The organism is Hydrogenophaga sp., from assembly GCF_025699295.1.
GTDB lineage: Bacteria > Pseudomonadota > Gammaproteobacteria > Burkholderiales > Burkholderiaceae_C > Hydrogenophaga.
This window is the reverse complement of sequence record NZ_JAILWB010000020.1, coordinates 51,875-76,001: the sequence shown is the minus strand read 5'-3', so window position 1 is coordinate 76,001 and position 24,127 is coordinate 51,875. Positions and strand designations below refer to the sequence as shown.

At 66.7% G+C, this 24,127-nt stretch carries 23 protein-coding genes and 2 tRNA genes; 9 read left to right on the top strand and 16 right to left on the bottom strand.

Features of this window, described 5'->3' with window-relative positions:
* Positions 1 to 40 precede the first annotated feature (40 nt).
* The 7 genes from dapC to K5880_RS19260 all read left to right on the top strand — a co-directional run bounded on the left by dapC (position 41) and on the right by K5880_RS19260 (position 7,754).
* Positions 41 to 1,264, top strand: coding sequence for a succinyldiaminopimelate transaminase (dapC, locus tag K5880_RS19290; RefSeq protein WP_297656182.1), 1,224 nt, complete (start codon positions 41 to 43; stop codon positions 1,262 to 1,264).
* Between the two features lie 52 nt (positions 1,265 to 1,316).
* Positions 1,317 to 2,141, top strand: a complete 825-nt coding sequence (gene dapD, locus K5880_RS19285; RefSeq protein ID WP_297656179.1) for a 2,3,4,5-tetrahydropyridine-2,6-dicarboxylate N-succinyltransferase — start codon at positions 1,317 to 1,319, stop codon at positions 2,139 to 2,141.
* 37 nt (positions 2,142 to 2,178) lie between these two features.
* Positions 2,179 to 3,339, top strand: coding sequence for a PilT/PilU family type 4a pilus ATPase (locus tag K5880_RS19280; RefSeq protein ID WP_297656176.1), 1,161 nt, complete (start codon positions 2,179 to 2,181; stop codon positions 3,337 to 3,339).
* Between the two features lie 4 nt (positions 3,340 to 3,343).
* Positions 3,344 to 4,510 (top strand): succinyl-diaminopimelate desuccinylase, encoded by a 1,167-nt coding sequence (gene dapE, locus K5880_RS19275; protein ID WP_297656172.1) that lies wholly within the window; start codon positions 3,344 to 3,346, stop codon positions 4,508 to 4,510.
* A gap of 7 nt (positions 4,511 to 4,517) precedes the next feature.
* Positions 4,518 to 5,423, top strand: coding sequence for a 50S ribosomal protein L3 N(5)-glutamine methyltransferase (gene prmB / locus K5880_RS19270; RefSeq protein ID WP_297656170.1), 906 nt, complete (start codon positions 4,518 to 4,520; stop codon positions 5,421 to 5,423).
* Complete coding sequence (locus K5880_RS19265; RefSeq protein ID WP_297656169.1) at positions 5,420 to 7,420, top strand: ATP-binding cassette domain-containing protein; 2,001 nt, start codon at positions 5,420 to 5,422, stop codon at positions 7,418 to 7,420. The genes prmB and K5880_RS19265 overlap by 4 nt, the downstream gene beginning before the upstream one ends.
* An 85-nt stretch (positions 7,421 to 7,505) precedes the next feature.
* Entirely contained in the window at positions 7,506 to 7,754 is a 249-nt protein-coding gene (locus K5880_RS19260) for a GlsB/YeaQ/YmgE family stress response membrane protein (protein WP_297656167.1), read from the top strand.
* Between the two features lie 73 nt (positions 7,755 to 7,827).
* Here K5880_RS19260 and K5880_RS19255 read toward each other — a convergent pair.
* From K5880_RS19255 to tolB, 7 genes are all read right to left on the bottom strand, one after another.
* Positions 7,828 to 7,903 (bottom strand) — tRNA-Lys (locus tag K5880_RS19255).
* Between the two features lie 89 nt (positions 7,904 to 7,992).
* Positions 7,993 to 8,068, bottom strand: a tRNA-Lys gene (locus K5880_RS19250).
* A gap of 73 nt (positions 8,069 to 8,141) precedes the next feature.
* A complete protein-coding gene (locus K5880_RS19245; protein ID WP_297656165.1) occupies positions 8,142 to 8,972 on the bottom strand; it encodes a tRNA threonylcarbamoyladenosine dehydratase in 831 nt (276 codons plus the stop codon).
* Entirely contained in the window at positions 8,969 to 10,084 is a 1,116-nt protein-coding gene (locus K5880_RS19240) for a YeeE/YedE family protein (protein ID WP_297656163.1), read from the bottom strand. The genes K5880_RS19245 and K5880_RS19240 overlap by 4 nt, the downstream gene beginning before the upstream one ends.
* A 58-nt stretch (positions 10,085 to 10,142) precedes the next feature.
* On the bottom strand, positions 10,143 to 10,925 hold the full coding sequence (gene ybgF / locus K5880_RS19235; protein WP_297656160.1) for a tol-pal system protein YbgF: 783 nt from the start codon (positions 10,923 to 10,925) through the stop codon (positions 10,143 to 10,145).
* Between the two features lie 5 nt (positions 10,926 to 10,930).
* Positions 10,931 to 11,440, bottom strand: coding sequence for a peptidoglycan-associated lipoprotein Pal (pal, locus tag K5880_RS19230; protein ID WP_297656227.1), 510 nt, complete (start codon positions 11,438 to 11,440; stop codon positions 10,931 to 10,933).
* A gap of 164 nt (positions 11,441 to 11,604) precedes the next feature.
* Complete coding sequence (gene tolB, locus K5880_RS19225) at positions 11,605 to 12,849, bottom strand: Tol-Pal system beta propeller repeat protein TolB (protein WP_297656157.1); 1,245 nt, start codon at positions 12,847 to 12,849, stop codon at positions 11,605 to 11,607.
* 267 nt (positions 12,850 to 13,116) lie between these two features.
* On the opposite strand from tolB, the gene msbA reads away from it, so the two are divergent.
* The gene (msbA, locus tag K5880_RS19220) at positions 13,117 to 14,925 is read left to right on the top strand and encodes a lipid A export permease/ATP-binding protein MsbA (RefSeq protein ID WP_297656154.1); all 1,809 of its coding nucleotides are present in this window, start codon (positions 13,117 to 13,119) and stop codon (positions 14,923 to 14,925) included.
* A 10-nt stretch (positions 14,926 to 14,935) separates the two neighbouring features.
* On the opposite strand, the gene K5880_RS19215 is transcribed toward msbA, so the two are convergent.
* From K5880_RS19215 to K5880_RS19175, 9 genes are read right to left on the bottom strand one after another with little or no spacing between them, the layout of a single operon-like run.
* Positions 14,936 to 16,495, bottom strand: a complete 1,560-nt coding sequence (locus tag K5880_RS19215; protein WP_297656151.1) for an Rne/Rng family ribonuclease — start codon at positions 16,493 to 16,495, stop codon at positions 14,936 to 14,938.
* Between the two features lie 30 nt (positions 16,496 to 16,525).
* Entirely contained in the window at positions 16,526 to 17,149 is a 624-nt protein-coding gene (locus tag K5880_RS19210) for a Maf family protein (RefSeq protein ID WP_297656148.1), read from the bottom strand.
* Entirely contained in the window at positions 17,146 to 17,613 is a 468-nt protein-coding gene (gene rlmH / locus K5880_RS19205) for a 23S rRNA (pseudouridine(1915)-N(3))-methyltransferase RlmH (RefSeq protein ID WP_297656145.1), read from the bottom strand. The genes K5880_RS19210 and rlmH overlap by 4 nt, the downstream gene beginning before the upstream one ends.
* Positions 17,610 to 18,278 (bottom strand): ribosome silencing factor, encoded by a 669-nt coding sequence (gene rsfS / locus K5880_RS19200; protein ID WP_297656142.1) that lies wholly within the window; start codon positions 18,276 to 18,278, stop codon positions 17,610 to 17,612. The genes rlmH and rsfS overlap by 4 nt, the downstream gene beginning before the upstream one ends.
* On the bottom strand, positions 18,275 to 18,919 hold the full coding sequence (gene nadD, locus K5880_RS19195; RefSeq protein ID WP_297656139.1) for a nicotinate (nicotinamide) nucleotide adenylyltransferase: 645 nt from the start codon (positions 18,917 to 18,919) through the stop codon (positions 18,275 to 18,277). Before nadD ends, rsfS begins: the two co-directional genes overlap by 4 nt.
* On the bottom strand, positions 18,919 to 19,836 hold the full coding sequence (hemF, locus tag K5880_RS19190; RefSeq protein ID WP_297656136.1) for an oxygen-dependent coproporphyrinogen oxidase: 918 nt from the start codon (positions 19,834 to 19,836) through the stop codon (positions 18,919 to 18,921). Before hemF ends, nadD begins: the two co-directional genes overlap by 1 nt.
* Before the next feature lie 2 nt (positions 19,837 to 19,838).
* On the bottom strand, positions 19,839 to 20,480 hold the full coding sequence (locus K5880_RS19185; protein ID WP_297656133.1) for a 1-acyl-sn-glycerol-3-phosphate acyltransferase: 642 nt from the start codon (positions 20,478 to 20,480) through the stop codon (positions 19,839 to 19,841).
* A complete protein-coding gene (gene purD, locus K5880_RS19180; RefSeq protein ID WP_297656130.1) occupies positions 20,477 to 21,754 on the bottom strand; it encodes a phosphoribosylamine--glycine ligase in 1,278 nt (425 codons plus the stop codon). The genes K5880_RS19185 and purD overlap by 4 nt, the downstream gene beginning before the upstream one ends.
* Before the next feature lie 10 nt (positions 21,755 to 21,764).
* Complete coding sequence (locus tag K5880_RS19175) at positions 21,765 to 22,490, bottom strand: YebC/PmpR family DNA-binding transcriptional regulator (protein ID WP_297656127.1); 726 nt, start codon at positions 22,488 to 22,490, stop codon at positions 21,765 to 21,767.
* 100 nt (positions 22,491 to 22,590) lie between these two features.
* Between K5880_RS19175 and K5880_RS19170 the strand changes: the two genes are divergently transcribed.
* Positions 22,591 to 24,126 (top strand): helicase HerA-like domain-containing protein, encoded by a 1,536-nt coding sequence (locus K5880_RS19170; RefSeq protein WP_297656124.1) that lies wholly within the window; start codon positions 22,591 to 22,593, stop codon positions 24,124 to 24,126.
* Position 24,127 lies beyond the last annotated feature (1 nt).

The following is a 24,127-nucleotide window of genomic DNA, read 5'->3' as shown; positions in this document are numbered from 1 at the left end:
CATCCGGAGCCGGTGGCACCAAGCCCGATAATCGCGGGCCATGAACCCCCTGCTCTCGCGCCTGCAGCCCTACCCCTTCGAGCGGCTGCGCAAGCTCTTTGCCGACGTCACCCCCAACCCCGCCCTGCGGCCCATCAGCCTGGGCATTGGCGAGCCCCGGCACGCGGCACCCGATTTCCTGAAACAGGCCCTGGCCGGTGCGCTCGGCACCGGTTTGAGCAGCTACCCGGCCACCACCGGCACACCGGCGCTGCGTGAAGCCTGCGCGGCCTGGGTGCAGCGCCGCTACGGCGTGGCCCTGGACGCGGCCACCCAGGTGCTGCCGGTGAATGGCTCGCGCGAGGCGCTGTTCGCGTTCGCGCAGACGGTGATCGACCCGACACGACCCGGCGCCACCGTGGTCATGCCGAACCCCTTCTACCAGATCTACGAAGGTGCGGCCCTGCTCGCGGGTGCCGAGCCGCACTACGTGGCCAGCGATCCGGCACGCAACTTCGCGGCCGACTGGGACAGCGTGCCTGAGGCCGTATGGGCGCGCACGCAGCTGCTGTTTGTCTGCTCGCCCGGCAACCCGGCGGGCGCGGTGATGCCGCTGGACGAATGGCGCAAGCTGTTCGAGCTCAGCGACCGCCACGGCTTCGTGATCGCCTCGGACGAGTGCTACAGCGAGATCTACTTCCGCGACGAACCACCCCTGGGGGGCCTGGAGGCCGCGCAACGCCTGGGCCGCGGTGACTTCCGTCGCCTGGTGAGCTTCACCAGCCTGTCCAAGCGCAGCAACGTGCCCGGCCTGCGCAGCGGCTTTGTGGCCGGTGACGCGGCGCTGATCAAGCCTTTTCTGCTCTACCGCACCTACCACGGGGGCGCCATGAGCCCGGTGGTGCAGGCCGCCAGCGCTGCCGCCTGGGGCGACGAAGACCACGTGGTGGACAACCGCCGCCAGTACCGCGAGAAGTTCGCCCAGGTCACGCCGCTGCTGGCGCAGGTGCTGGACGTGGCCCTGCCCGACGCCTCGTTCTACCTCTGGGCCGGTGTGCCGGCCTCGTTTGCCACGGCCGTGCCCGGCCTGAGCGCCGACGAGGCCTTCGCCCGCGAGCTGCTGGCTCAATACAATGTGACGGTATTGCCCGGCAGCTACCTGGCTCGCGATGCCGGTGGCGCCAACCCGGGCACCGGCCGCGTGCGCATGGCCCTGGTGGCCGAACCGGCGGAATGCCTGGAGGCCGCAGGGCGCATCCAGTCGTTCCTCTCGCCGCGCACCTGATGCGCGCCCACCGCCCTGCTTCTCTTCCTTCTTCACCTTTGCCCTGAGACCCATGAGCCAACAACTGCAAGACCTGATCAACACCGCCTGGGACAACCGCGCCGAACTCTCGCCCGCCTCGGCGCCGCGGGAGGTGCTGGACGCGGTGGAACACGTGATCGCCGAACTCAACAAGGGCCGCCTGCGCGTGGCCACGCGCGAAGCCGTGGGCCAGTGGACCGTGCACCAGTGGATCAAGAAGGCGGTGCTGCTGTCGTTCCGCCTCAAGGACAACGAGGTCATGCGCGCGGGTGACCTGGGCTTCTTCGACAAGGTCAAGACCAAGTTCGCCCACCTGAGTGAGGCCGAGATGAAGGCCACCGGCGTGCGCGTGGTGCCGCCGGCGGTGGCGCGCCGCGGCAGCTTCGTGGCCAGGGGCGCCATTCTCATGCCCAGCTACGTGAACATCGGCGCCTACGTCGACGAGAACACCATGGTCGACACCTGGGCCACGGTTGGCTCCTGCGCGCAGATCGGCAAGAACGTGCACCTCTCGGGTGGCGTGGGCATCGGCGGTGTGCTCGAACCGCTGCAGGCCGGCCCCACCATCATCGAGGACAACTGCTTCATCGGCGCGCGCTCCGAGGTCGTCGAAGGCGTGGTGATCGAGGAGAACTCCGTCATCTCCATGGGCGTGTACATCGGCCAGAGCACCCCGATCTACGACCGCGCCACCGGCGAGGTGAGCTACGGCCGCGTGCCGGCGGGCTCCGTGGTGATCAGCGGCAACCTGCCCAAGGACGGCGGCCGGTACAGCCTCTACGCCGCCATCATCGTCAAGCGCGTCGACGCGCAGACCCGAGCCAAGACCAGCCTGAACGACCTGCTCAGAGACTGAGCCCGGACGATTTCGGAACCCCAGGGAAAGGCATGACATGAGCAGCGGAACGATGGAGCGCATCCTGCGCCTGATGGCCGACAAGAAGGCCTCTGACGTGTACCTGTCGGCGCACGCGCCGGCCATGATCAAGATCAACGGGCAGACCATCCCGGTCAACAGCCAGGTGCTGCCGCCGGAGGCGCCGCGCAACCTGCTCTCCGAGATCGTGCCGCCCACCCGCATGGAGGAGTTGCAGGAAACCGGCGAGCTCAACATGGCCGTGCCGCTGGAGAATCTGGGCAATTTCCGTGTCAGCGCGTTTCGCCAGCGCGGCCACATCGCGGTGGTGATCCGCTTCGTGCCCGGCGACATTCCCGCGCTGGACTCGCTCAACGTCGCACCCGTGCTGGCCGACCTGATCATGGAGAAGCGCGGGCTGGTGCTGATGGTCGGCGCCACCGGCGCGGGCAAGAGCACCACGCTGGCGGCCATGATCGACTACCGCAACGAGCGCGCCACCGGTCACGTGCTCACGGTCGAGGATCCGATCGAATACGTCTACCGCAACAAGAAGTCGGTGGTGAACCAGCGCGAGATCGGGCCGGACACGGCATCGTTGCAGATTGCCCTGAAAAACGCGCTGCGCCAGGCACCCGACGTGATCCTGATCGGCGAGATCCGCGACCGGGAAACCATGTCGGCCGCCATCGCCTACGCGCAATCGGGCCACCTGTGCCTGGCCACGCTGCACGCCAACAACAGCTACCAGGCGCTCAACCGCATCCTGAGCTTTTATCCGGTCGAGGTGCGCCCGACCATGCTCGGCGACCTGTCCGCCGCGCTGCGCGCCATCGTCTCGCAGCGCCTGCTGCGCACGCACACCGGAGGGCGCGTGCCGGCCATGGAGGTCATGCTCAACACCTCGCTGATCGCCGACCTGATCCAGAAGGCCGACTTCTCCGGCGTGCGCGAGGCCATGGAAAAGTCGCTCGCCGAAGGATCGCAAAGTTTCGAGCAGGACCTCGCGCGGCTGATCAACGACGGCCTGGTGGCGCGCAACGAGGGCCTGGCCCATGCCGACTCCCCCAACAACCTGCTCTGGCGCCTGCAGAACGACTTCAATGCCAGCAAGGCGAACGACGCCGCCAATGCCAGTGATGAAGAAGGCGGCGAAGGCGCCACCTTCACCGAGTTCACGCTCGACGTCAAATTCTGAACCGATGACCGCTACCCTGCGCCTGGCCGAAGAACTGATCGCCCGACCCTCCATCACACCGCGCGACGAGGGTTGCCAGGCGCTGATCGCCGCGAGGCTGGAGCGGCTGGGCTTCGCTTGCGAAACGATGGTCAGTGGCCCGGCGGAGTTTCGCGTCACCAACCTCTGGGCGCGCCTGGGAACGGGCCAGCGCCCCACGCTGGTGTTCGCCGGCCACACCGACGTGGTCCCCACCGGGCCGCCCGAAGCCTGGTCCAGCGACCCCTTCGTGCCCAGCCACCGCGATGGCAAATTGTTCGGGCGCGGCAGCAGCGACATGAAGACCTCGATCGCCGCCATGGTCGTCGCCTGCGAGGAGTTCCTCGCCGCCCACCCGGCACCCGCCATCGACATTGCCTTCCTGCTCACCAGTGACGAGGAAGGCCCGGCGCTGGACGGCACGGTGATCGTCTGCGATGCGCTGCGGCAGCGCGGCGAGCGGCTGGACTGGTGCATCGTGGGTGAGCCCACCTCGGTGGAGCGCACCGGCGACATGATCAAGAACGGCCGTCGCGGCACCCTGAGCGGCAAGCTCATCGTCAAGGGCGTGCAGGGGCACATTGCCTATCCCCATCTTGCGCGGAACCCGATCCATCTCGCCGCCCCGGCACTGGCCGAACTCACCCGCACGGTCTGGGACAACGGCAACGACTTCTTCCCGCCCACCAGCTGGCAGATCAGCAACATCCATGGCGGAACGGGCGCAAGCAACGTCATCCCTGGCACGGTGGTGATTGACTTCAATTTCCGCTTCTCCACCGAATCCACGCCCGAGGGCCTGCAGCAGCGCGTGACCGACCTGCTGCAGGGTCATGGCCTGCAACCCGGCTCTGACTTCGACCTGCAATGGACGCTGGGTGGAAGACCCTTCCTCACGCCACCGGGCACGCTGGTGGAAGCCGTGCGCGCCGCTGTGCTGGCGGAAACGGGCATCGAGACCACGCTGTCGACCACGGGCGGCACCAGCGACGGCCGCTTCATCGCCCAGGTGTGCGCTCAGGTCATCGAGCTGGGCCCCCCCAACGCCACCATTCACAAGATCGACGAACACGTGGCGCTGGCGGACATCGAACCGCTGAAGAACATCTACCGCCGCACCCTGGAGCACCTGGCCGCCCGGGCCAGCACCTGAACACACCGTGATCCTGAAAGACCTCCTGGCCCTTGCAAGTCAGCGCCTGGAAGCCGCGCAGCTGGCCTACGGCCATGGCACGACCAATGCGCAGGACGAGGCCGCGTGGCTGGTGCTGTGGCAGTTGGGCCTGCCGCTGGACAGCGACCCGGATGACCTGACCCACCGCCGCGTCGGCCCGACCGAGCAGGCCGCGGTGCTGGCGCTGATCCAGCGCCGCATCGACACCCGCGAACCGGCCGCCTACCTCACGGGGGAGGCGTGGCTGCAAGGCGTCCCGTTTCACGTCGACCGGCGTGCCATCGTGCCGCGCAGCTTCATCGCCGAGCTGCTGGCCGAAGGGTCGATCGATCCCTGGCTGGACGACCGTTCGCGCGACGTGCTCGATCTGTGCACCGGCAACGGCAGCCTCGCCGTGCTGGCAGCCATGGCCTATCCCGATGTGCGGGTCACGGGCGCGGACATCTCGACCGATGCGCTCGAAGTGGCCCGCATCAACGTCGAACGCCATGGCCTGCAGGACCGTGTCCAGCTGGTGCAATCCGATGGCCTGCAGGCCTGCCGCGGTCCCTGGGACCTGATCCTGTGCAATCCGCCATACGTGAACGCGCAGAGCATGGCAGCGCTCCCCCCCGAGTACCTGGCCGAACCCGCCCTGGCGCTGGATGGCAACACCGCCGGCAGTCTCGACGGCATGGACTTCGTCCGCGGTCTGCTGCGCGACGCTCCAGCCTGCCTCAAGCCGCGCGGCGTGCTGGTGCTGGAAATCGGCAACGAACGCGCGCATTTCGAAGCCGCCTTCCCCCAGCTCGAAGCCATCTGGCTCGACACCAGCGCAGGCGACGACCAGGTGCTGCTGCTCACCCTTGAATCCCTTCTGACGCTGCCCTCTCCGCAGGCGTCCACCCCATGATCACTTTGAAGAATGTCGTCCTTCGCCGCGGCGCGAAGGTCTTGCTCGATGGCGCGTCCTGCACCATCAACCCCGGCGAGAAGGTCGGGCTCGTTGGCCGAAACGGTGCGGGAAAGTCCAGCCTGTTCCGCCTGCTCGACGGCACGCTGCACGAGGACAAGGGCGACTTCAACGTGCCCGCACAATGGCGCATGGCCCAGGTCGCGCAGGACATGCCCGAGACAGACCAGACCGCAACGCAGTTCGTGATCGAGGGCGATGTGACGCTGCTCGCCGCGCAACAGGAGGTGGACGCGGCCGAGCACAGCGGCGACGGCGAACGCATGGCGCACGCCTACATGGAACTGCACGATGCCGGTGCCCACGACGCGGCGGCCCGCGCCCAAGCGCTCATCCTGGGCCTGGGCTTTCGCACCGACGAACTGGAGCGGCCGGTGGACAGCTTCTCGGGCGGCTGGCGCATGCGCCTGCAGCTCGCGCGCGCGCTCATGTGCCCGAGCGAACTGCTGTTGCTCGACGAGCCCACCAACCACCTGGACCTCGACGCGCTGGTCTGGCTGGAGGCCTGGTTGCAGCGCTACGAAGGCACCATGCTCGTGATCAGCCACGACCGGGAGTTCCTCGATGCCGTCACCAACGTCACCGTGCACATTGAACGCGCCCAGCTCAACCGCTACGGGGGCAACTACAGCCGCTTCGAGGACATGCGCGCCGAGCAGATGGCGCTGCAGGCTTCGGCTTATTCGCGCCAGCAGGAAAAAATGGCGCACCTGCAGAAGTTCATCGACCGCTTCAAGGCCAAGGCCAGCAAGGCCAAACAGGCGCAGAGCCGCGTGAAGGCGCTCGAGCGCATGGAAAAGATCGGGCCGGTACTGGCCGAAGCGGACTTCAACTTCGAATTCAGCGAGCCCCAGAACCTGCCCAACCCCATGCTGGCCATGGAGGGCGTGACCTTCGGCTACCCACCGCGCGAACCCGGCGGCGAACCTGTGGCCATCGTGCGAGGCATCAGCCGCTCGGTGCTCGCGGGACAGCGCATCGGCATCCTCGGGGCCAATGGCCAGGGCAAGTCCACCGTCGTCAAGACCATTGCGCGAGACCTCGCGCCGCTGGCCGGGCAGATCACCGAAGGCAAGGGCCTGAACATCGGCTACTTCGCGCAGCAGGAGCTCGACGTGCTGCGCCCGGCCGACACACCGCTGGAACACATGATCCGCCTGGTGCGCGACTGCACCGCGCAAGGGCGCCTGAGCGGGCAACCCACGCGCGAGCAGGACTTGCGCAGCTTCCTGGGCAACTTCAACTTCACGGGCGACCAGGTCAAGCAAAGCGTGGGCAGCATGAGCGGCGGTGAAAAGGCGCGGCTGGTGCTGTGCATGATCGTCTGGCAGCGCCCCAACCTGCTGCTGCTCGACGAACCCACCAACCACCTGGATCTCGCGACGCGCGAAGCCCTGTCGGTGGCACTCAACGAGTTCGAGGGCACGGTGATGCTGGTCAGCCATGATCGTGCCCTGCTGCGCGCGGTGTGCGACGAGTTCTGGCTGGTCTCCCGCGGGGGCATCGCCCCCTTCGACGGCGATCTGGACGACTACCAGCGCTACCTGCTGGACATGGCCAGGCAGTCGCGTGAGGCGCAGCGACAGGAGCAGCGTAGCCAGTCGCGAGCGCAGACCCGTGACACCGCCGTCACGGCCACGCCGGCTCCGTCTGCCGGACCAGACCGAACGCCTGAGCTCAAGCGCGCAGAGGCCCAGCGCCGCCAGCAACAGGCCGAAAAGACCAAACCCCTGAAAAAGGAGCTGGAGAAGACAGAAAAGCGCATGGCCCAACTGGCACAGGAAAAGGCCCGGCTGGAAAGCGCGCTGAGCCAGCCCGGCAGCCCGGCCGACATAGCCGAATCCGGCCGCCGACTCAAGGCTGTCAACGACGAGAACGACACGCTGGAGGCTCGCTGGCTCGAACTGCACGAAGCCATCGAGGCCGCAGGCGCCTGAGCTACATCCGCTGGGCTCCTGGGGTATGCTGGCGGCGCCGGCCCACCGGCATGCCGATCAGCAAACACCGGGAAGGAGCTCTCAGATGATGTCGATACTTGCCACCCTTTTCATTGGCCTCATCGCGGGCTTCATCGCGCGCGCGATCAAACCCGGTAATGACGGCATGGGCTGGATCATGACCGCCGTGCTCGGTGTCGCCGGATCCTTTGTAGCCGGCTATCTGGGCGTCGCGCTCGGCCTGTACCGACCAGGCCAGCCGGTCGGCTTCATCGCCTCCGTGATCGGCGCGATCATCCTGCTGGTGATCTACGGCTTCATCAAGAAGAGATGAGCGAAGGCCCCTGGCACGGCCGGCCGGACAGACCATGAAAAAAGGCCCTGGCTTGCGACCAGGGCCTTCCATTTGGTAGGACGTGGCAGGCTCGAACTGCCGACCAACGGATTAAAAGTCCGCTGCTCTACCAACTGAGCTAACGTCCCATCAAAACTGACGCGCCTCCCGAAGGGGAGCCACCTCAAACTCGATGCGGCGGATCTGAAATTTTCAGACCCATACCATCCAGGGATGGTGGTGGGGCGTGAGTGACTCGAACACTCGACCTACGGATTAAGAGTCCGCTGCTCTACCAACTGAGCTAACGCCCCCGAGGGGAATTGCGTGAACACCCGGTGCGAGCACTGGATTCGAGTCGGATCGACTACTACGCCAAGCCTCAAATTATAGCGTTGTTGTCATACTGCTTTGAAGGGGCTTCGATTTTTTTGCACTGGCCGCAAGCGCATTCATCACCCACCCTGCGGCACACAGGCCAAAGGTGGCAGTCACGCTGACCACAGAACCATAGCCATGGCAGTTGAGCGAACCATCCCCCTCCCCGAGTTCGCAGGATGCATCCGGAGGGGCCACGGCTTCGCGACTGAATACGCAAGCCACGCCCATGCGACCCTGCCGTCGGCCCTGGTGGTGCTTGCGCAGGCGGTAGCGCAACTGGGCCAACAGGGGATCGTGCGTGATGTCTGCGAGGTCGGCCACCTCCACGGCCTGTGCCTGGCGCTTGCCACCGGCGGCGCCCGCCGCCACGAAGGGAACACCCTGGGCCAGCGCCCAGTTCGCCAGAGCGGTTTTGGCCCGCACCTGATCGCAGGCGTCGATCAGGGCTGAGGGCTGCTCCGTCACGCCGGGCAAGCCGTCGAGCAGACCGGGCCAGTTGTCCGGTGTGACGAACTCATCGATCACATCGACCTTGCAACCGGGATGGAACAACGCAACACGCTCGCACATGGCTTCGCCCTTGGATTGTCCGAGCGTGGGTTCCAGCGCATGGATCTGGCGGTTGATGTTGGATTCGGACACATGGTCCAGATCGACCAGCGTGAGCCTGCGCACGCCGCTGCGCGCGAGGGCCTCCACAGCCCAGGAGCCCACGCCACCGATACCGACCACGATCACATGCGCATCGAAAATGCGCTGCGCTCCTTCCACACCATAGAGTCGGCGCAGGCCACCGAAACGGCGCTCGAAAACCTCGGCCGGGAGCGTCGCGTTCACTCGCGGTCCAGCAGCCACATCTGGAAGCGCAGACTGGCCACGGCTCCGAGCACGATGCCGGCCACGGCGATCACGCTGGTGATGCTGAGAGTGGACAGGCCGGACAGGCCTTGCCCCACCGTGCATCCGAGCGCAGTCACCCCGCCGATGCCCATGCAGGCCCCACCTGCGATATGCAATGCAGTGTCCTGCGTGCCATGAAAGCCTTCCCAGCGGAAGCTGCCTTCGATCAGCGAGCATGCCAGCGAACCCACCACCACGCCCACCACCGTGACCACACCGAAGGTCAGCAATTTGGAGGTGTCGCTGAAGAAGATGAGCCAGTCCAGCGTATAGGCCATGGGTGCCGTGAAGGTCAGCGACTCCATGCGACCGCTGTTGGAGCCGAGGTACACCGCCTCCAGCGTTTCCGGGTGCTCGGCAACAAAGCCCAGGCGCCCGCTGACCCACCACATGAGAGCGATGACCAGGCCCAGCCCCAGCCCGGCGAGCAGGTTGTTGAAGGTGCGGAACTCGGGACCAACGAGGGCCCACAGCACCAGCGCGCCGCCCACCAGCAGCGCCATCAGCAACCCGGTGAGGGCGGGATCGAGACCGAAGCCGCTGGAGATCCACACGGGTATGGCACTGCTGCCCACCGACAGGTCGACCGCGGCCTTGTCCACGGTATTGACGCGCAGCACGCCGAAGACGCCACGCAAGGTGGCAAAAGCAGCCAGACCCATGACGAAGAACACCACCACGGACTTGAGACTGCCCGCGCCGATACGCACCAGTGTCTTGCTGCCACAACCCGATGCCAGCACCATGCCGAAACCGAACAGGGCACCACCGACCAGCGCCGACAGCCAGATCACGCGACCCGAGGTGTAAAGGGTTTTTCCGGGGTCGATCCAGCCGAGCCACGCCATGGCATAGAAGCCCGCCATGGCCACGCCCACCGCCATGCCCCACATGCGCATGCGCGTCCAGTCGCCCATGTTGACGACGTCGCTGATCGCCCCCATGGTGCAGAAGTGGGTGCGTTGTGCGATGAAGCCGAAGGCCACGGCCACGGCAAAGGCGGCCCAGAGCACCTGGGTCTGCAGTTTGAGAAGGTCGGCGATTTCCATGGCCGCCATTGTAGGAGGCGACCGCCAACCTCACCGCCGGCAGGCCACACGCGCAGAATCAGCGCAGGCGGGCGAGCCTTTCGCGTGCGGCGGTGGCGGCCTCCGAGTTCGGGTAGGTCTTCACCAGATCGTCCAGCGTGCGGCGCGAGCCTTTGGTGTCCTTGAGCTCGATCTGGCTGTTGGCCATGGCCAGCATCGCCTCGGGCGTACGCAGGTGGCTCGGGAACTCGCTCACCAGGCGGCGGTGGCTGTCCACCGATTCCTTGTAGTCGCGGATCGCGTACTGGGCATTGCCCAGCCAGTAAAGCACCGACGGCCGGTAGCCACTGGCGGGGTAGCGCTGCAGGAAACCGTTGAACGCGCCCGCAGCCGGTCCGAACTCCGACTTGCGCAGCAGGTCCATGGCAGCGTCGAAGTCGCGCTTTTCGTTCGGTGCGGCGCTGAACGTCTGGCCATCGTGCTCGACACGCAGAGGCTCGACCTTGCGCAGGCGCTCGTCCACGTTGGCCTGCACATCCTTCTGCTGCCGCTGCAATTCGGAGACTTCGCGCGCGAGCTGCTCGTTCTGGCCGCGCAATCGGGCCAGTTCGGAACGCAGTTGCTCGATCTGGTTGGCAAGCTCAAGCAGGCTGCGGCGCGTGGCCGCGTCGCTCTCGCGCATTTCAGTGTTGGCGGCGTCGGCTGCCTTCTGGCTGGCCTCGACCTTCTGCCGCAGATCGATGATCGCCCTGCGGGCTTCGTCGTCGCCAAACAAGGCATGCGCCTGCAGCGGCCACAGGGCCGCCACGGCCATGGCGCACGCGCCCAGCAGACCGGAAGCGGAGTGCAGACGGGTGGACATGTGGTTCAACGGTAGGTCAGTTCAACGCGGCGGTTCTTGCTGAAGGCTGCTTCATCAAAGCCGACCTGGGCGGGCTTTTCCTCGCCAAAGCTCACCGCCTCCATCTGCGCGTCGGTCACGCCCAGCAGCGACAGGGCGCGACGCACGGCTTCGGCTCGCTTCTGGCCGAGGGCCAGGTTGTATTCGCGGCCACCGCGTTCGTCGGTATGGCCTTCGAGGTTGACCCGCCGGCTGCGGTTGGCATTGAGGTAGCGCGCATTGGCTTCCAGCGTCGACGCGTATTCGGCCTTCACTTCGAAGCTGTCGTAGTCGAAGAAAACGATACGCCCAACGGAATCGGGCTGCGCGGCGTCCCCGCCGTTGACGGTGACGCCCGAGACGCCACGCTGGTCCACGCCGCCGGTTTGTCCACCCGCGCCTGCGGCGCCCGTGGCCGAGCCCGTGCGGTCTTCCACCGGAACATCGTCGAGCTTCACGCCGGAGCTGCAGGCGGCCAGCACGGCGGCAAGGCCCATGCCAACGATCAGGCGCAGCCAACGGGAGGAAACGTGGGTCACGACAGGGCGTTGTGCGGAATGCGAGGAGTTGTGCATGGGAGTGTCCTTTGGGCTTGAAATGAAAAAGGAAGCGAGCGTTGCCGCAACAGCAGGCTCGCGCGGATGGCTGCGCCGGGCGCGGCTCACTTGAGGAAGGGGCCCCACTCGGGTTCGCGGATGTCGCCCTGCGAACCCGATAGCCGGGTCTTGATGCGCCCATCGACTGTGGTCGTCATGAGCGCTTCCTGACCTTTGTCGCGGGTGGCGTAAATGATCATTCGGCTGTTGGCCGCAAAGCTGGGGCTTTCGTCGCCGCTGGACTCGCTCAGCGCGGTCACGGCCCCGCTGGCCACGTCCATCACGTGCAGGCGGAAGGCGCCATTGACACGTGAGATGAAGGCCAGCCAGCGGCCATCCGGGCTGGGCGCTGGCGAAATGTTGTAGTTGCCCGTGAACGTCAGTCGCTGCGCGCCGCCACCCTGTGCACTCATGCGGTAGATCTGCGGCGAACCACCGCGGTCGCTCACGAAGTAAATGCTCTTGCCATCGGGGCTGAACACCGGCTCGGTGTCGATGCTGGCAGACTGGCTCAGTCGACGCGGCTCGCCGCCTGCGGCATCCATCACGTAGATCTGGGCATTGCCCGAGATGGACAGAGTGGCCACCATGGAACGCCCGTCAGGTGACCACGATGGCGCGCTGTTGGAACCCTTGAAATTGGCCAGCAGACGGCGTTTGCCGGAAGCCACGTCGTGCGCATAGATGACGGGCTTGCGGGCCTCGAACGACACGTAGGCCAGCTGCGCGCCACCAGGCGCCCAGCTCGGCGAGATGATCGGCTCGGGGCTGGTGAGGGCGGCGCGCGCATTCTCGCCATCAGCGTCGGCCACCCAGAGGCTGTAGCGCGGGCCCGCCTTGGTCACGTAGGCGATGCGGGTGGAGAACACCCCCTTGACACCGGTGATCTTCTCGAACACGTGGTCGGCGATGCGGTGGGCCGCCAGCCGCAGGTCCTGCGCGCCCACGGGGTAGCTCAGTCCGCCCAGATCCTGCCCCCGCACCACATCCCAGAGCCGAAAACGCACGTCGAAGCGTCCATCGGCAAGGCGGGTCACGCTGCCGGTGAGCAGGGAGTCCGAGCCACGCTCGCGCCAGGGTCCGAGATCGGGCCTGGAGGTTTCATCGAGCGCGCCCGGCGCGGGGTCGATGAAACGGAATTGCCCGCTGCGCTCCAGATCGGCTCGAACAATGGCCGCGACGTTCTCGCTCGCGGCGTCGTTGCCGCGGAATGCGACAGCAGAGAATGGAAACTGCGTCAGGCCCACGCCAGCCACTTCCACCCTGAACTGGGCATGCGCTGGCAAAAAGGGCCAGGTGAGCAGGGGCATGGAGGAAGCCAGGCCGAGAATGGAACGTCTCGGGAGGGTGGCCAGCGTGTCGTGTCGAATCAAATCCTGCATCCTGTGTGAGTCGCCTGTGCCTTGGGTTGCAACGCGCGGCGGGCGCCGCAGCCAAGCGACTGATAATAACGGAGGGTTTCTTGCCACCCGTGACAAGATGTGAGCGCGGCGGCCTCACGGGTGCGCTCGTCGCTGCTTGATCTCCTTCGCGCCGCATTGTTCCGCCCGCACGCACGTTTTTCTGCCACCTTGCCCTTGACCGACCTCAACCCATTGCACAAGCCTCCCACCGGCACGCTCACGCAGCGCTTGCTGCGGTTGTGGCCGTACTTCAGTTCGGCCAAGACAGGCATCGCCCTGGCTGCGGTGAGCACGCTCATCGGCGCACTCACCGAGCCGCTGATCCCAGCCCTGCTCAAGACCTTGCTGGACCGCGGATTTGCCGAGGGCAACATCGCCTTGTGGATGGTGCCCGTGGCGCTCATGGGCCTGTTCGGCATCCGCGGGCTGGCGGGCTTCACCGCGCAGTACGCTCTGTCGTACACCGCCAGCCTGGGCCTGCTCAACCTGCGGCGTGCCATGTTCCTCAAGCTCAACGAAGCGCAGATGACGTTGTTCGCCCGGCAGAGCGCGAGCAAGCTCTCCAACACCCTGGTCTACGAGGTGCAGAACGGCTCGCAGTTGCTGGTCACCGCCTTCCTCACGCTCACCAAGGACAGCCTGGCGGTGCTGGCCCTGCTGGGCTACCTGCTCTACCTGAACTGGAAGCTCACGCTGATCGTGCTCACGGTGTTCCCGGGCCTGATCCTGATCATGCGGGTGCTGTCACGCCGCTTCTACAAACTCACCCGCGACAGCCAGCACGCCACCGATGAGCTGGCCTACGTGGTGGAGGAAAACGCCCTGGCCCACCGCATGGTGCGCCTGCATGGCGCGCAGCAGCGCCAGACGCTGCGCTTCGATGGCCTGAGCGTCGCGCTGCGCCGCCTCGCGCTCAAGTCCACCGTGGCCACGGCCGCGATGACGCCGCTGACCCAGTTGCTCGCGTCAGCCGCGCTGTCCGCGGTCATCGCGGTGGCGCTCTGGCAGAGCAACACCAGCGGTGTGTCGGTGGGCAACTTCGTCGCCTTCGTCACCGCCATGTTGATGCTGATCACCCCGATCCGGCACCTGGCCGAGATCGCCGCGCCGATCACGCGCGGACTGGCCGCGCTCGAGCGCGGGCTCGAACTGATTGAAAACACGCCCGAACAGGCCGGCGGTACGCACGCTGCCGAGCGTGTGGCGGGGTCGATCTCGCTGCGTGACGTGTGGGTGCGCTATCCGGCGAAGGACGATGCCTCCGCCGCAGCGCATGCCGACAACGACAGTCTGATCGCGCTGCGTGGCGTCACGCTCGACATCCACCCGGGCGAGGTGGTCGCCTTCGTGGGGCCGTCCGGCTCGGGGAAGACGACGCTGGTCAACCTGCTGCCGCGTTTCGTGGAGTTCGAGCGCGGCGACATCCGGCTCGACGGCGTGGCGCTGGCGGACTGGGATCTCGCCTGCCTGCGCCGGCAGTATGCGATGGTGAGCCAGGACGTGGTGATGTTCAACGACACGCTGGCGGCCAACGTCGCGCTGGGTGCGGCAGGCGCGCAGATCGACGAAGTGCGCGTGCGCGCAGCACTGGACTCGGCCAACCTGGGTGAGCTGATCGAGCGCCTGCCGCAGGGCATTCACAGCACGGTGGGACACAATGCCGCCGAGCTCTCCGGCGGCCAGCGCCAGCGCCTGGCCATCGCGCGCGCGATCTACAAGGACGCACCGATCCTGATCCTGGACGAAGCCACCTCGGCCCTGGACAACGAGTCCGAACGCCTGGTGCAGGAAGCCCTGGCGCGGCTCATGAAGGGCCGCACCACGCTGGTGATCGCGCACCGGCTGTCGACCATCGAACACGCGGACCGGGTGATCGTGCTGGCAGATGGCCGCATCAGCGAACAGGGCACACACGAACAGTTGCTGCAAGCCGACGGCCTCTATGCCCGTCTGCACGCACAGAACCTGCGACCGGAGGCGTAGCGCCGGCGCTCTACAGCAGCACGATGTCGTACTGCTCCTGCGTCATCGAGCTCTCGCTCTGCAGGGAAATCGGCTTGCCGATGAAATCAGAGAGCCCCGCAAGATGGGCCCGCTCCTCGTCCAGAAACAGCTCCACCACCTTGGGTGAGCCGACCACGCGGAACTCGCGCGGGTTGAAGGCGCGCGCCTCGCGCAGGATCTCGCGCAGGATGTCGTAGCAAACGCTGCGCGCGGTCTTCACCACGCCCCGGCCAGCGCAGGCTTCGCAAGGTTCGCTGAGCATGTGGGCGAGCGACTCGCGTGTGCGCTTGCGCGTCATCTCCACCAGCCCGAGCTGCGAGAAGCCGCCGATCATGGTCTTGACGCGATCCCGCGCCAGCTGCTTGCGAAACTCGGTGAGAACCGCCTCGCGGTGATCGTCGCGCACCATGTCGATGAAGTCCACGATCACGATCCCCCCCAGGTTGCGCAGTCGCAGCTGACGCGCGATGGCCTGGGCCGCTTCCAGATTGGTGCGAAACACGGTGTCGTCGAAATTGCGCGCGCCCACAAAACCCCCGGTATTCACATCCACCGTGGTCAGCGCCTCGGTCTGGTCGATCACCAGGTAGCCGCCTGACTTGAGGTCGACGCGGCGGCTGAGTGCGCGCGCGATGTCTTCGTCGATGTTGAAGAGGTCGAAGATCGGTCGCTCACCGCTGTAGTGCTGCAGCTTGGCCACGGTGTCCGGCATGAACTCCGAGGCAAAACCGATGAGCAGGCCATGCTGCTCGCGCGAATCGATGCGGATCGACTGGGTGTCGGCACTGACCAGGTCACGCAGCACGCGCTGCATCAGGTTCAGGTCCTCGTGCAGCAGCGTGGCGGGCGGCTGGCGCGTGGCGGCTTCCTTGATGCGCAACCAGGTCTTGCGCAGGTAGGCGGTGTCGTCCACCAGTTCCTCGTCGGTGGCGTCCTCGGCGTTGGTGCGCAGGATGAAGCCGCCGGCGGAGCTGCCGTCGGCGGTCGCGGTCAGGCGCACCAGACGCTGGCGCAGGGCTTCGCGCTGGGCCGGCGGGATCTTCTGCGACACGCCGATGTGGTTGTCCTGCGGCAGGAACACCAGCAGACGGCCCGCGATGCTGATCTGTGCCGTGAGGCGCGCGCCCTTGGTGCCGATCGGGTCCTTGAGCACCTGCACCATCAGCGCCTGGCCTTCGAAGATCTGGCGTTCGATCGGCAGCACCGGGTTGGGCGTGAGCACCTTGGGCGCGCCGTTGACCGGCATTGCCGGGGCCGGTTCGGCCGAAGTCACGGACGTCGCAGCGACGGGCACGCGAGGTGTGGCGTGTTTGGCCGCGATATTGGGCATGAGGTCGGCCACATGCAGAAAGGCGGCGCGGTCCAGACCAATGTCGATGAAGGCAGACTGCATGCCAGGCAACACGCGCGAGACCTTGCCGAGATAGATATTGCCCACCAGGCCGCGCTCGAGCGTGCGCTCCAGGTGCACCTCCTGCACCGCTCCCTGCTCCACCACGGCCACGCGCGTCTCCTGCGGCGACCAGTTGATCAGAATGTCCTGGCTCATGGGGCCCTTCTCGGTGGCGTAAGTCGCATCTCAGATCAGCCGCACACCCGCGGCGTGCAGCACCTGCGCTGTCTCGTGCGCGGGCAGGCCCATGATGCCCGAATAACTTCCGCTGATGTGGCTCACCCACAGGCCGGCTCTGCCCTGGATGCCATAGGCTCCGGCCTTGCCCATGGGCTCCCCGCTGTCCACGTAGCGGCGGATCTGCGCGGCGCTCAGCGCTTCGAACGTGACCCAGGACGTCGACAACGCGGCCCAGGTGCGATCGCCCCGGCCTGCGGGCTTGCCCACAGCCACCGCCGTGAGCACGCGGTGGCGCCGCCCGGCCAGCGAGGCCAGCATGCGGCAGGCGTCGGCTTCGTCCACCGGTTTGCCGAGTATGTGGCGGCCCAGCGCCACCGTCGTGTCGGCGCACAGCACCGGCGCGGCCGGCAGGCCGCGGCGCTTCAGGCGCGCCAGCGACGCCTGCAGTTTGAGCGCGGTCACGCGTTGCACGTAGGTGGTGGGTGCCTCGCCCGGGGACACCGCCTCGAGCGATTCCACGTCTTCCTGCGCATCGGGCAGCAACGGCTCGCAGCGCACGCCCCATTGTTCGAGCAGTTGCCGGCGGCGCGGGCTTTGTGAAGCCAGGTAGATGAAGTCCGGTTTGCTCATTCGCGGTGGTAGGGGTGATTGGCGTTCACGGACCATGCGCGGTAGAGCTGCTCGATCAGCAGCACCCGCACCATGGCATGCGGCAGTGTCAGGTCGGAGAGGCGGATGCGCTGGTGGGCAGCCAGGCGGAACGCAGGCTCCAGGCCATCGGGGCCACCGATCACCAGCGCCACGTCATCGCCCTCCAGTTGCCATTGCTGCAGCTGCTGCGCCAGTGCCTTGGTCGTGAGCGTGGTGCCGCGCTCATCGAGCGCAACCACGCGGCTGCCGCGCGGGATGGCGGCTTCGATGCGCTCGCGCTCGGCCGCCAGCAGGGTCTCCAGCGACTTGGAGCCGCGCGGTTCGGTCTTGACGGACTTGAGTTCCACCCGCAGCTCGGGCGGAAAGCGCTTGGCGTAATCGTCGTAGGCGGTCTGGGCCCAGTCGGGCACACGTTGCCCGACCGCGACGATCAACAGCTTCATGCCTTCTTCTTGGCGGCCGGCTTGCTGGTCTTGCGGGCGGCGGTCTTGGCCGCGACCTTCTTCGCCACCGGCTTGCCCACCACCAGCTTGGGCGTGGCCGTCTTGCCGGCGGGGCGTTTGGCGGGTGCGGCCTTGCTCGCAGGTGCCTTGCGGGTGGCTACGGGCGCGGCGTTGCTCCTGGCCGCTGTCTTGCCGGCTGTCTTGCGCGCCACCTTCTTCGCCGACACGGGCGCCACTTCTGGCCCCTTGGTCGCCTTCTTCTTCGCCGCCGGCTTGACCGGGGTTGCAGGCTTTTCGGCGCCGTGCTTGAGCCGCACCGGCTTGGCGCCCCAGATCTCTTCCAGCCGGTAGTACTGGCGGATGACGGGCTGCATCACGTGGGCGACGGCCGCGCCGCAGTCAACGATGATCCATTCCCCGTTGTCCTCGCCCTCGATGCGCGGCTTGTCGAAGCCGGCGTCGCGCACAGCATCGCGCACGCTGGCGGCCAGCGCCTTGGTCTGGCGGTTGGACGTGCCGCTGGCGACGATGACCCGCTCGAACAGGGGTGAGAGGTGCTCGGTGTTGAAAACCACGATGTCCTGACCCTTGACGTCCTCCAGTCCGTCGACGATGGCACGCTGGAGTCGCTGGATGTCTTTTTTGGCTGTGGTTTCGCTGGTCATGTAGGGGGTTGGTAGAGGTGGTGTTGTGAAATATAGCGTGCGACGGGCTCGGGCACCAGAACGTCGAGCGCGTCCTGGCTGCGTGTGTGCCGGCCCACGCGGGCCCGGACTGCAGTGGCGCTGATGTTTTTCAAGGGCATGTGCAGCGGCTCGAAAGGCAGGTCCACACCCGACAGGTCGGTCTCGGTGGCCTGGTCCAGCGGCGCATCGGCCCCGATATTGGTCGCGCGGTTGGCGACCGCCAGCGTGGCCAGATCCAGCACCTCCTGCCAGCGGACCCAGTTCCTGAAGGCCAGCAACTGGTCAGCCCCGAGCACCAGGAACAGCTGCGCCTGCGGGTATTCGCGCTGGAGTTCACGCAAGGTGTCGGCGGTGTAGCTGGGGCCCTCGCGGTGGATTTCACGCTCGTCGAGTTGCACCTTGGGCAGATCGCCAAAAGCCAGTTCGCACATCGCCACGCGGTCCTCGGCCGACGACAGCACGCGCGACTTGTGCCAGGCATGGCCCGTGGGCAGGATGTGCAACACGTCCAGACCGAGCTGCCTGAGCGCCGTTTCGGCCAGCGCGCGGTGCGCCCAGTGTGGCGGGTCGAACGCGCCACCGAACATGCCCACGCGCCGGGCAGGCAGAGTGTGCGCCATCAGATCCAGTCCTTGCGCACCAGAAACTCCTTGTAGAGCCGGTCTTCCGGCGTGCCCTTTTTGGTCTGGCGGTTGTACGCCCAGCTGACCAGCGGTGGCATCGACAGCAGGATGGACTCGCTGCGCCCGCCCGACTGCAGACCGAAGTGGGTGCCGCGGTCCCAGACCAGGTTGAATTCCACGTAGCGCCCGCGCCGGTAAAGCTGGAAACTGCGCTCGCGCTCGCCATAGGACATGTTCTTTCGCCGGTCGACGATGGGCAGATAGGCGTCGAGAAAGGCGTCGCCGACGGAACTCGTCATGGCGAAGCTGCCATCGAAGCCGAGTTCGGAAAAGTCGTCGAAGAACACACCGCCGATGCCGCGCTGCTCGCCACGGTGCTTGAGCACGAAGTAGTCGTCGCACCAGGCCTTGAACCGCGGGTACTTGTCGACGCCGAAGGGGTCGAGCGCGTTCTTCGCAGAGCGGTGAAAATGCACCGCGTCTTCCTCGAAGCCGTAGTACGGTGTCAGATCCATGCCGCCGCCGAACCAGCACACAGGGGCACCGCCGGCAGGCGTGGCTGCGATCATGCGCACGTTCATGTGCACCGTGGGTACATAGGGGTTGCGCGGGTGGAACACCAGGGACACACCCATGGCCTCGAACGGAGCGCCTGCGAGTTCGGGCCGGTGCTGGGTCGCCGAGGGTGGCAGTTGCGGACCGGTAACGTGCGAGAAGCCGCAGCCCGCGCGCTCGAACACCGCGCCATCTTCCAGTATCTGCGTCACGCCGTTGCCTTGCAGAAGCTCGCCTCGCGGCTTGGTCCAGCGGTCCACCACGAACGATCCGCCATCGACCAGCGCGACCGTGGACACGATGCGGTCCTGCAAATCGCGCAGGTATTCGCGCACGAGGGACGTCGGAGTCTGTTGCATGCTCATACCGTATCGGCGGAAGGCGTCCTGGACAAGGGTTGCACGGGGCTGGCGAGTTCGGGATGCAGGCCATGCACGCCCTCGCAGGCAGCGGCCAGGCGGGCATAGTCGGCGAGCGCGTCCCCGCTGAGCCGCAGGAAGCGGGTGGCGTCCACCCGCTTGCGACTGTAGTCGAGCAGGATCAGCGCCAGCGGCACGTCGGCGCCCAGTGCCACCTGGTAGAAGCCGCTGCGCCAGCCGGGCGTGAATCTGCGCGTGCCTTCGGGCGAGAGGCCCAGCCACAGCAGGCGACCTTCCCGCCGGTGGTCTGCCATCCGCGCCACCATGTCGCCCACGGCGCCGCGGGGCGAATGGCGGTCCAGGGGTATGCCGCCAAGCCAACGCATCCAGGCACCCAGCAACGGCACGCGAAACAGTGTGTCCTTGCCCCAGAAGCGCGCCGGCACCCCGATGGCCCACTTGGCCAGCAGCATCACGAGGAAATCCCAGTTGCTGGTGTGCGGGTAGACGATGGCCACGCCCTGCAGGCGTGGAAATCCGTCAAAGTGCACCTGCCAGCCCATGCGGGCGAGCAGCCAGCGCGACAGCGGGGATCCGCGAAACCGGACCGGGTGCGGGCCGGGGTAGTCAATGGCGGGGTTCAAAGCGCGCGGTATCCGATGTCGCGCCGGCACTGCACGCCGTCGAAGTGAATCGCATCCACCACTTCATAGGCGCGCCGCCGGGCGTCGGCCACGGAATCGGCCAGCGCGGTGACGCACAAAACACGCCCGCCCGAGACCTGGATCGCGCCCTCCCCGGCCGCCGTGGTGCCGGCGTGAAAAACCATCCGGTCTGCCTCGTCGGCCGGCAGACCGGTGATGGCGTCGCCCTTGCGCGGGTTCAGCGGGTAGCCGGCCGCGGCCAGCACCACGCCCAGCGCGACGCGAGGATCCCATTCCACGGTCGCACGGTCCAGTTCACCGCGCGTGGCGGCCAGCAGCACCTGGGCCAGGTTGCTGCGCAGTCGCATCATGATGGGCTGCGTCTCGGGGTCCCCCATGCGGCAGTTGAACTCCAGCGTCTTCACCTGCCCGTCGGGGGTGATCATCAGTCCGGCATAGAGAAAGCCGGTGTAGGGGATGCCATCTGCCTTCATTCCGCGCAGGGTCGGCAGGATCACCTCGTCCATGGCACGCTGGTGCACGGCGGGGGTGACCACCGGGGCGGGCGAGTACGCGCCCATGCCGCCGGTATTGGGGCCCTGGTCGGCGTCCAGCAGACGCTTGTGGTCCTGGCTGGTGGCCAGGGCCAGGGCGTGCTCGCCGTCGCACAGCACGATGAAGCTCGCCTCTTCGCCCTGCAGGAACTCTTCAATGACGACGCGCGCGCCGCCTTCGTTGTGCGCCACGCCCAGCGCGTTGTCCAGCAGCATGAAGTCGATCGCCGCATGCGCCTCGTCCAGCGTCATGGCCACCACCACACCCTTGCCGGCGGCCAGGCCGTCGGCCTTGACCACGATGGGCGCACCCTGCGCGTCCACGTAGGCGTGGGCTTTCGCTGCGTCGGTAAAGGTCTGGTAGCTCGCCGTCGGGATGCCGTGCCGCTCCATGAAGGCCTTGGAGAACGCCTTGGAGCTCTCCAGCTGCGCCGCCGCTTTCGTCGGCCCGAAGATCGCCAGGCCGTGCGCCCGGAATTCGTCCACCACCCCCGCGGCGAGCGGTGCCTCGGGGCCGACAACGGTGAGCGCGATGCCATTGGTCTGCGCCCAGGTGCGCAGCGCGCTCTTGTCGGTGATGTCCAGATTGGTGAGTTGCGGGTCGCGCGCGGTGCCGGCATTGCCGGGGGCCACGAAAACCTGGCTCACGCCTTCGGTCTGCCTGAGCCTCCAGGCCAGCGCATGTTCGCGGCCGCCACCGCCGATCACGAGAACTTTCATCGGGATCGCCTTATTCAGAAAGATGTGCGTTGTGGAAGACTTCCTGCACGTCGTCCAGGTCTTCCAGCACGTCCAGCAGCTTCTGCATGCGCGTGGCGTCGTCGCCCGCGAGTTCGATGGTGTTCTCGGCGCGCATGGTGACTTCCGCCACCTCGGGCTTCAGGCCCGCCGCCTCGAGTGCATCCTTCACCGCTTCGAAATCTGCGGGGGAGGTCAGCACCTCGATGGCACCCTCGTCGTCGCTGATCACATCCTCGGCGCCGGCTTCCAGCGCAACCTCCATCACCTTGTCCTCGGATGTGCCCGGAGCAAACACCAGCTGACCACAGTGTTTGAACTGGAAGGCCACCGAGCCGTCGGTGCCCAGGTTGCCTCCGTATTTGCTGAAGGCGTGGCGCACCTCGGCCACGGTGCGCACGCGGTTGTCGGTCATGGTGTCGACAATGACGGCAGCACCGCCAATGCCGTAACCCTCGTAGCGGATCTCCTCCAGCGCCACGCCCTCGAGCGCGCCGGAGGCCTTGTCGACGTTGTACTTGATGCGGTCGGCCGGCATGTTGGCGGCCTTGGCCTTCTCGATCGCCAGCCGCAGGCGCGGGTTCATGGCCGGGTCGCCGCCGCCCTGGCGCGCCGCCACGGTGATTTCACGGATGACACGCGTCCAGATCTTCCCGCGCTTCTCGTCCTGGCGGCCCTTGCGGTGCTGAATGTTCGCCCATTTGCTGTGTCCGGCCACGAAATTGTCCTTTTGCCCGTTCTGGCTTTGATCTAATAAGACTGCGATTTTACGTTTTCACCCGCACCGCCCAGAACCTGCACCCAAAGGACCACCCACCATGGCCGAACCGATGCTGATCGCCCAGAACGCCACCACCACCTGCCAGTTGCTGCCCGGACTGGCGAATCGCCATGGCCTGATCACTGGTGCCACCGGCACCGGCAAGACCGTGACGCTGCAAACACTGGCCGAACAGTTCTCCAACATCGGCGTGCCTGTATTCATGGCCGACGTGAAAGGGGACTTGAGCGGCATCAGCCAGCGGGGCAGTTTCGGCGAAAAGATCAGCAAGGTGCTGCAGGAACGCGGCATCGCCCTGCCCGCCTCGCAGTCCTGCCCGACCACACTGTGGGACGTGTTCGGCGAACTGGGTCACCCGGTGCGAGCCACCGTCAGCGACATGGGGCCCCTGCTGCTCGCGCGCATGCTGAACCTGAACGACACCCAGGCGGGCGTGCTCAACCTCGTCTTCAAGATCGCCGACGACAATGGCCTGCTGCTGCTCGACATGAAGGACCTGCGGGCCATGCTGCAGCACATCGGCGACAACGCGAAGCAGTTCACCACGGAGTACGGCAACATCAGCGCCGCGAGCATCGGCGCCATCCAGCGCGGCCTGATGCAGGTCGAGCAGCAAGGCGGCGACCGGTTCTTTGGCGAGCCCATGCTCGACATCAGCGACTTCATGCAGACCGTGGACGGCAAGGGCGTGATCAACATCCTGGCCGCCGACAAGCTGATGAACGCACCGCGCCTGTATGCCACCTTCCTGCTGTGGATGCTCTCGGAACTGTTCGAGACCCTGCCCGAGATCGGCGACCCGGACAAGCCCAGGCTGGTGTTCTTCTTCGACGAGGCCCACCTGCTGTTCAACGAAGCGCCCAAGGTGCTGATCGAGCGCATCGAGCTGGTGGTCCGGTTGGTGCGCTCCAAAGGCGTGGGCGTGTATTTCGTGACGCAGAACCCGCTGGACATCCCCGACAGCGTGCTCGGCCAGCTGGGCAACCGCGTGCAGCATGCACTGCGTGCCTTCACGCCACGCGACCAGAAGGCGGTGAAGTCCACCGCGCAGACCATGCGCCCCAAGGCGGGCCTGGACATCGAGGCGGCCATCACCGAACTGGCGGTGGGCGAGGCGCTGGTGAGCCTGCTGGATGCCAAGGGCCGCCCCAGTGAAACGGAACGGGTGTTCGTGGTGCCGCCGGGCAGCCAGTTGGGCCCCATCACCGACGTCCAGCGCCAGCAACTGCGCAGCGATTCACTGGTGGCCGGCGTGTACGAGAAAGTCCTGGACCGCGAGAGCGCCTACGAGATGTTCCGCTCGCACGCAGTCGCGCGCGGCGAAACGCCGGCTGAGGAGGTCAACGAGAAGTCCTCCCCCAAGACCCCGCGCATCCCCGGATCCGCCAAGGAGGCGCCCGCCGAAAAAAGCGCGCTGAACGAAGTACTTTTCGGCCGCACCGGACCGCGCGGCGGCCAGTACGACGGCCTGGTGCAGACCATGGCGAAAACCGCCGCGCGCACCGTGGCCAGTGGGCTGGGCAGGCAGATCCTGCGTGGGGTGCTGGGGGGCTTGCTGGGCGGCAAGCGCTGAC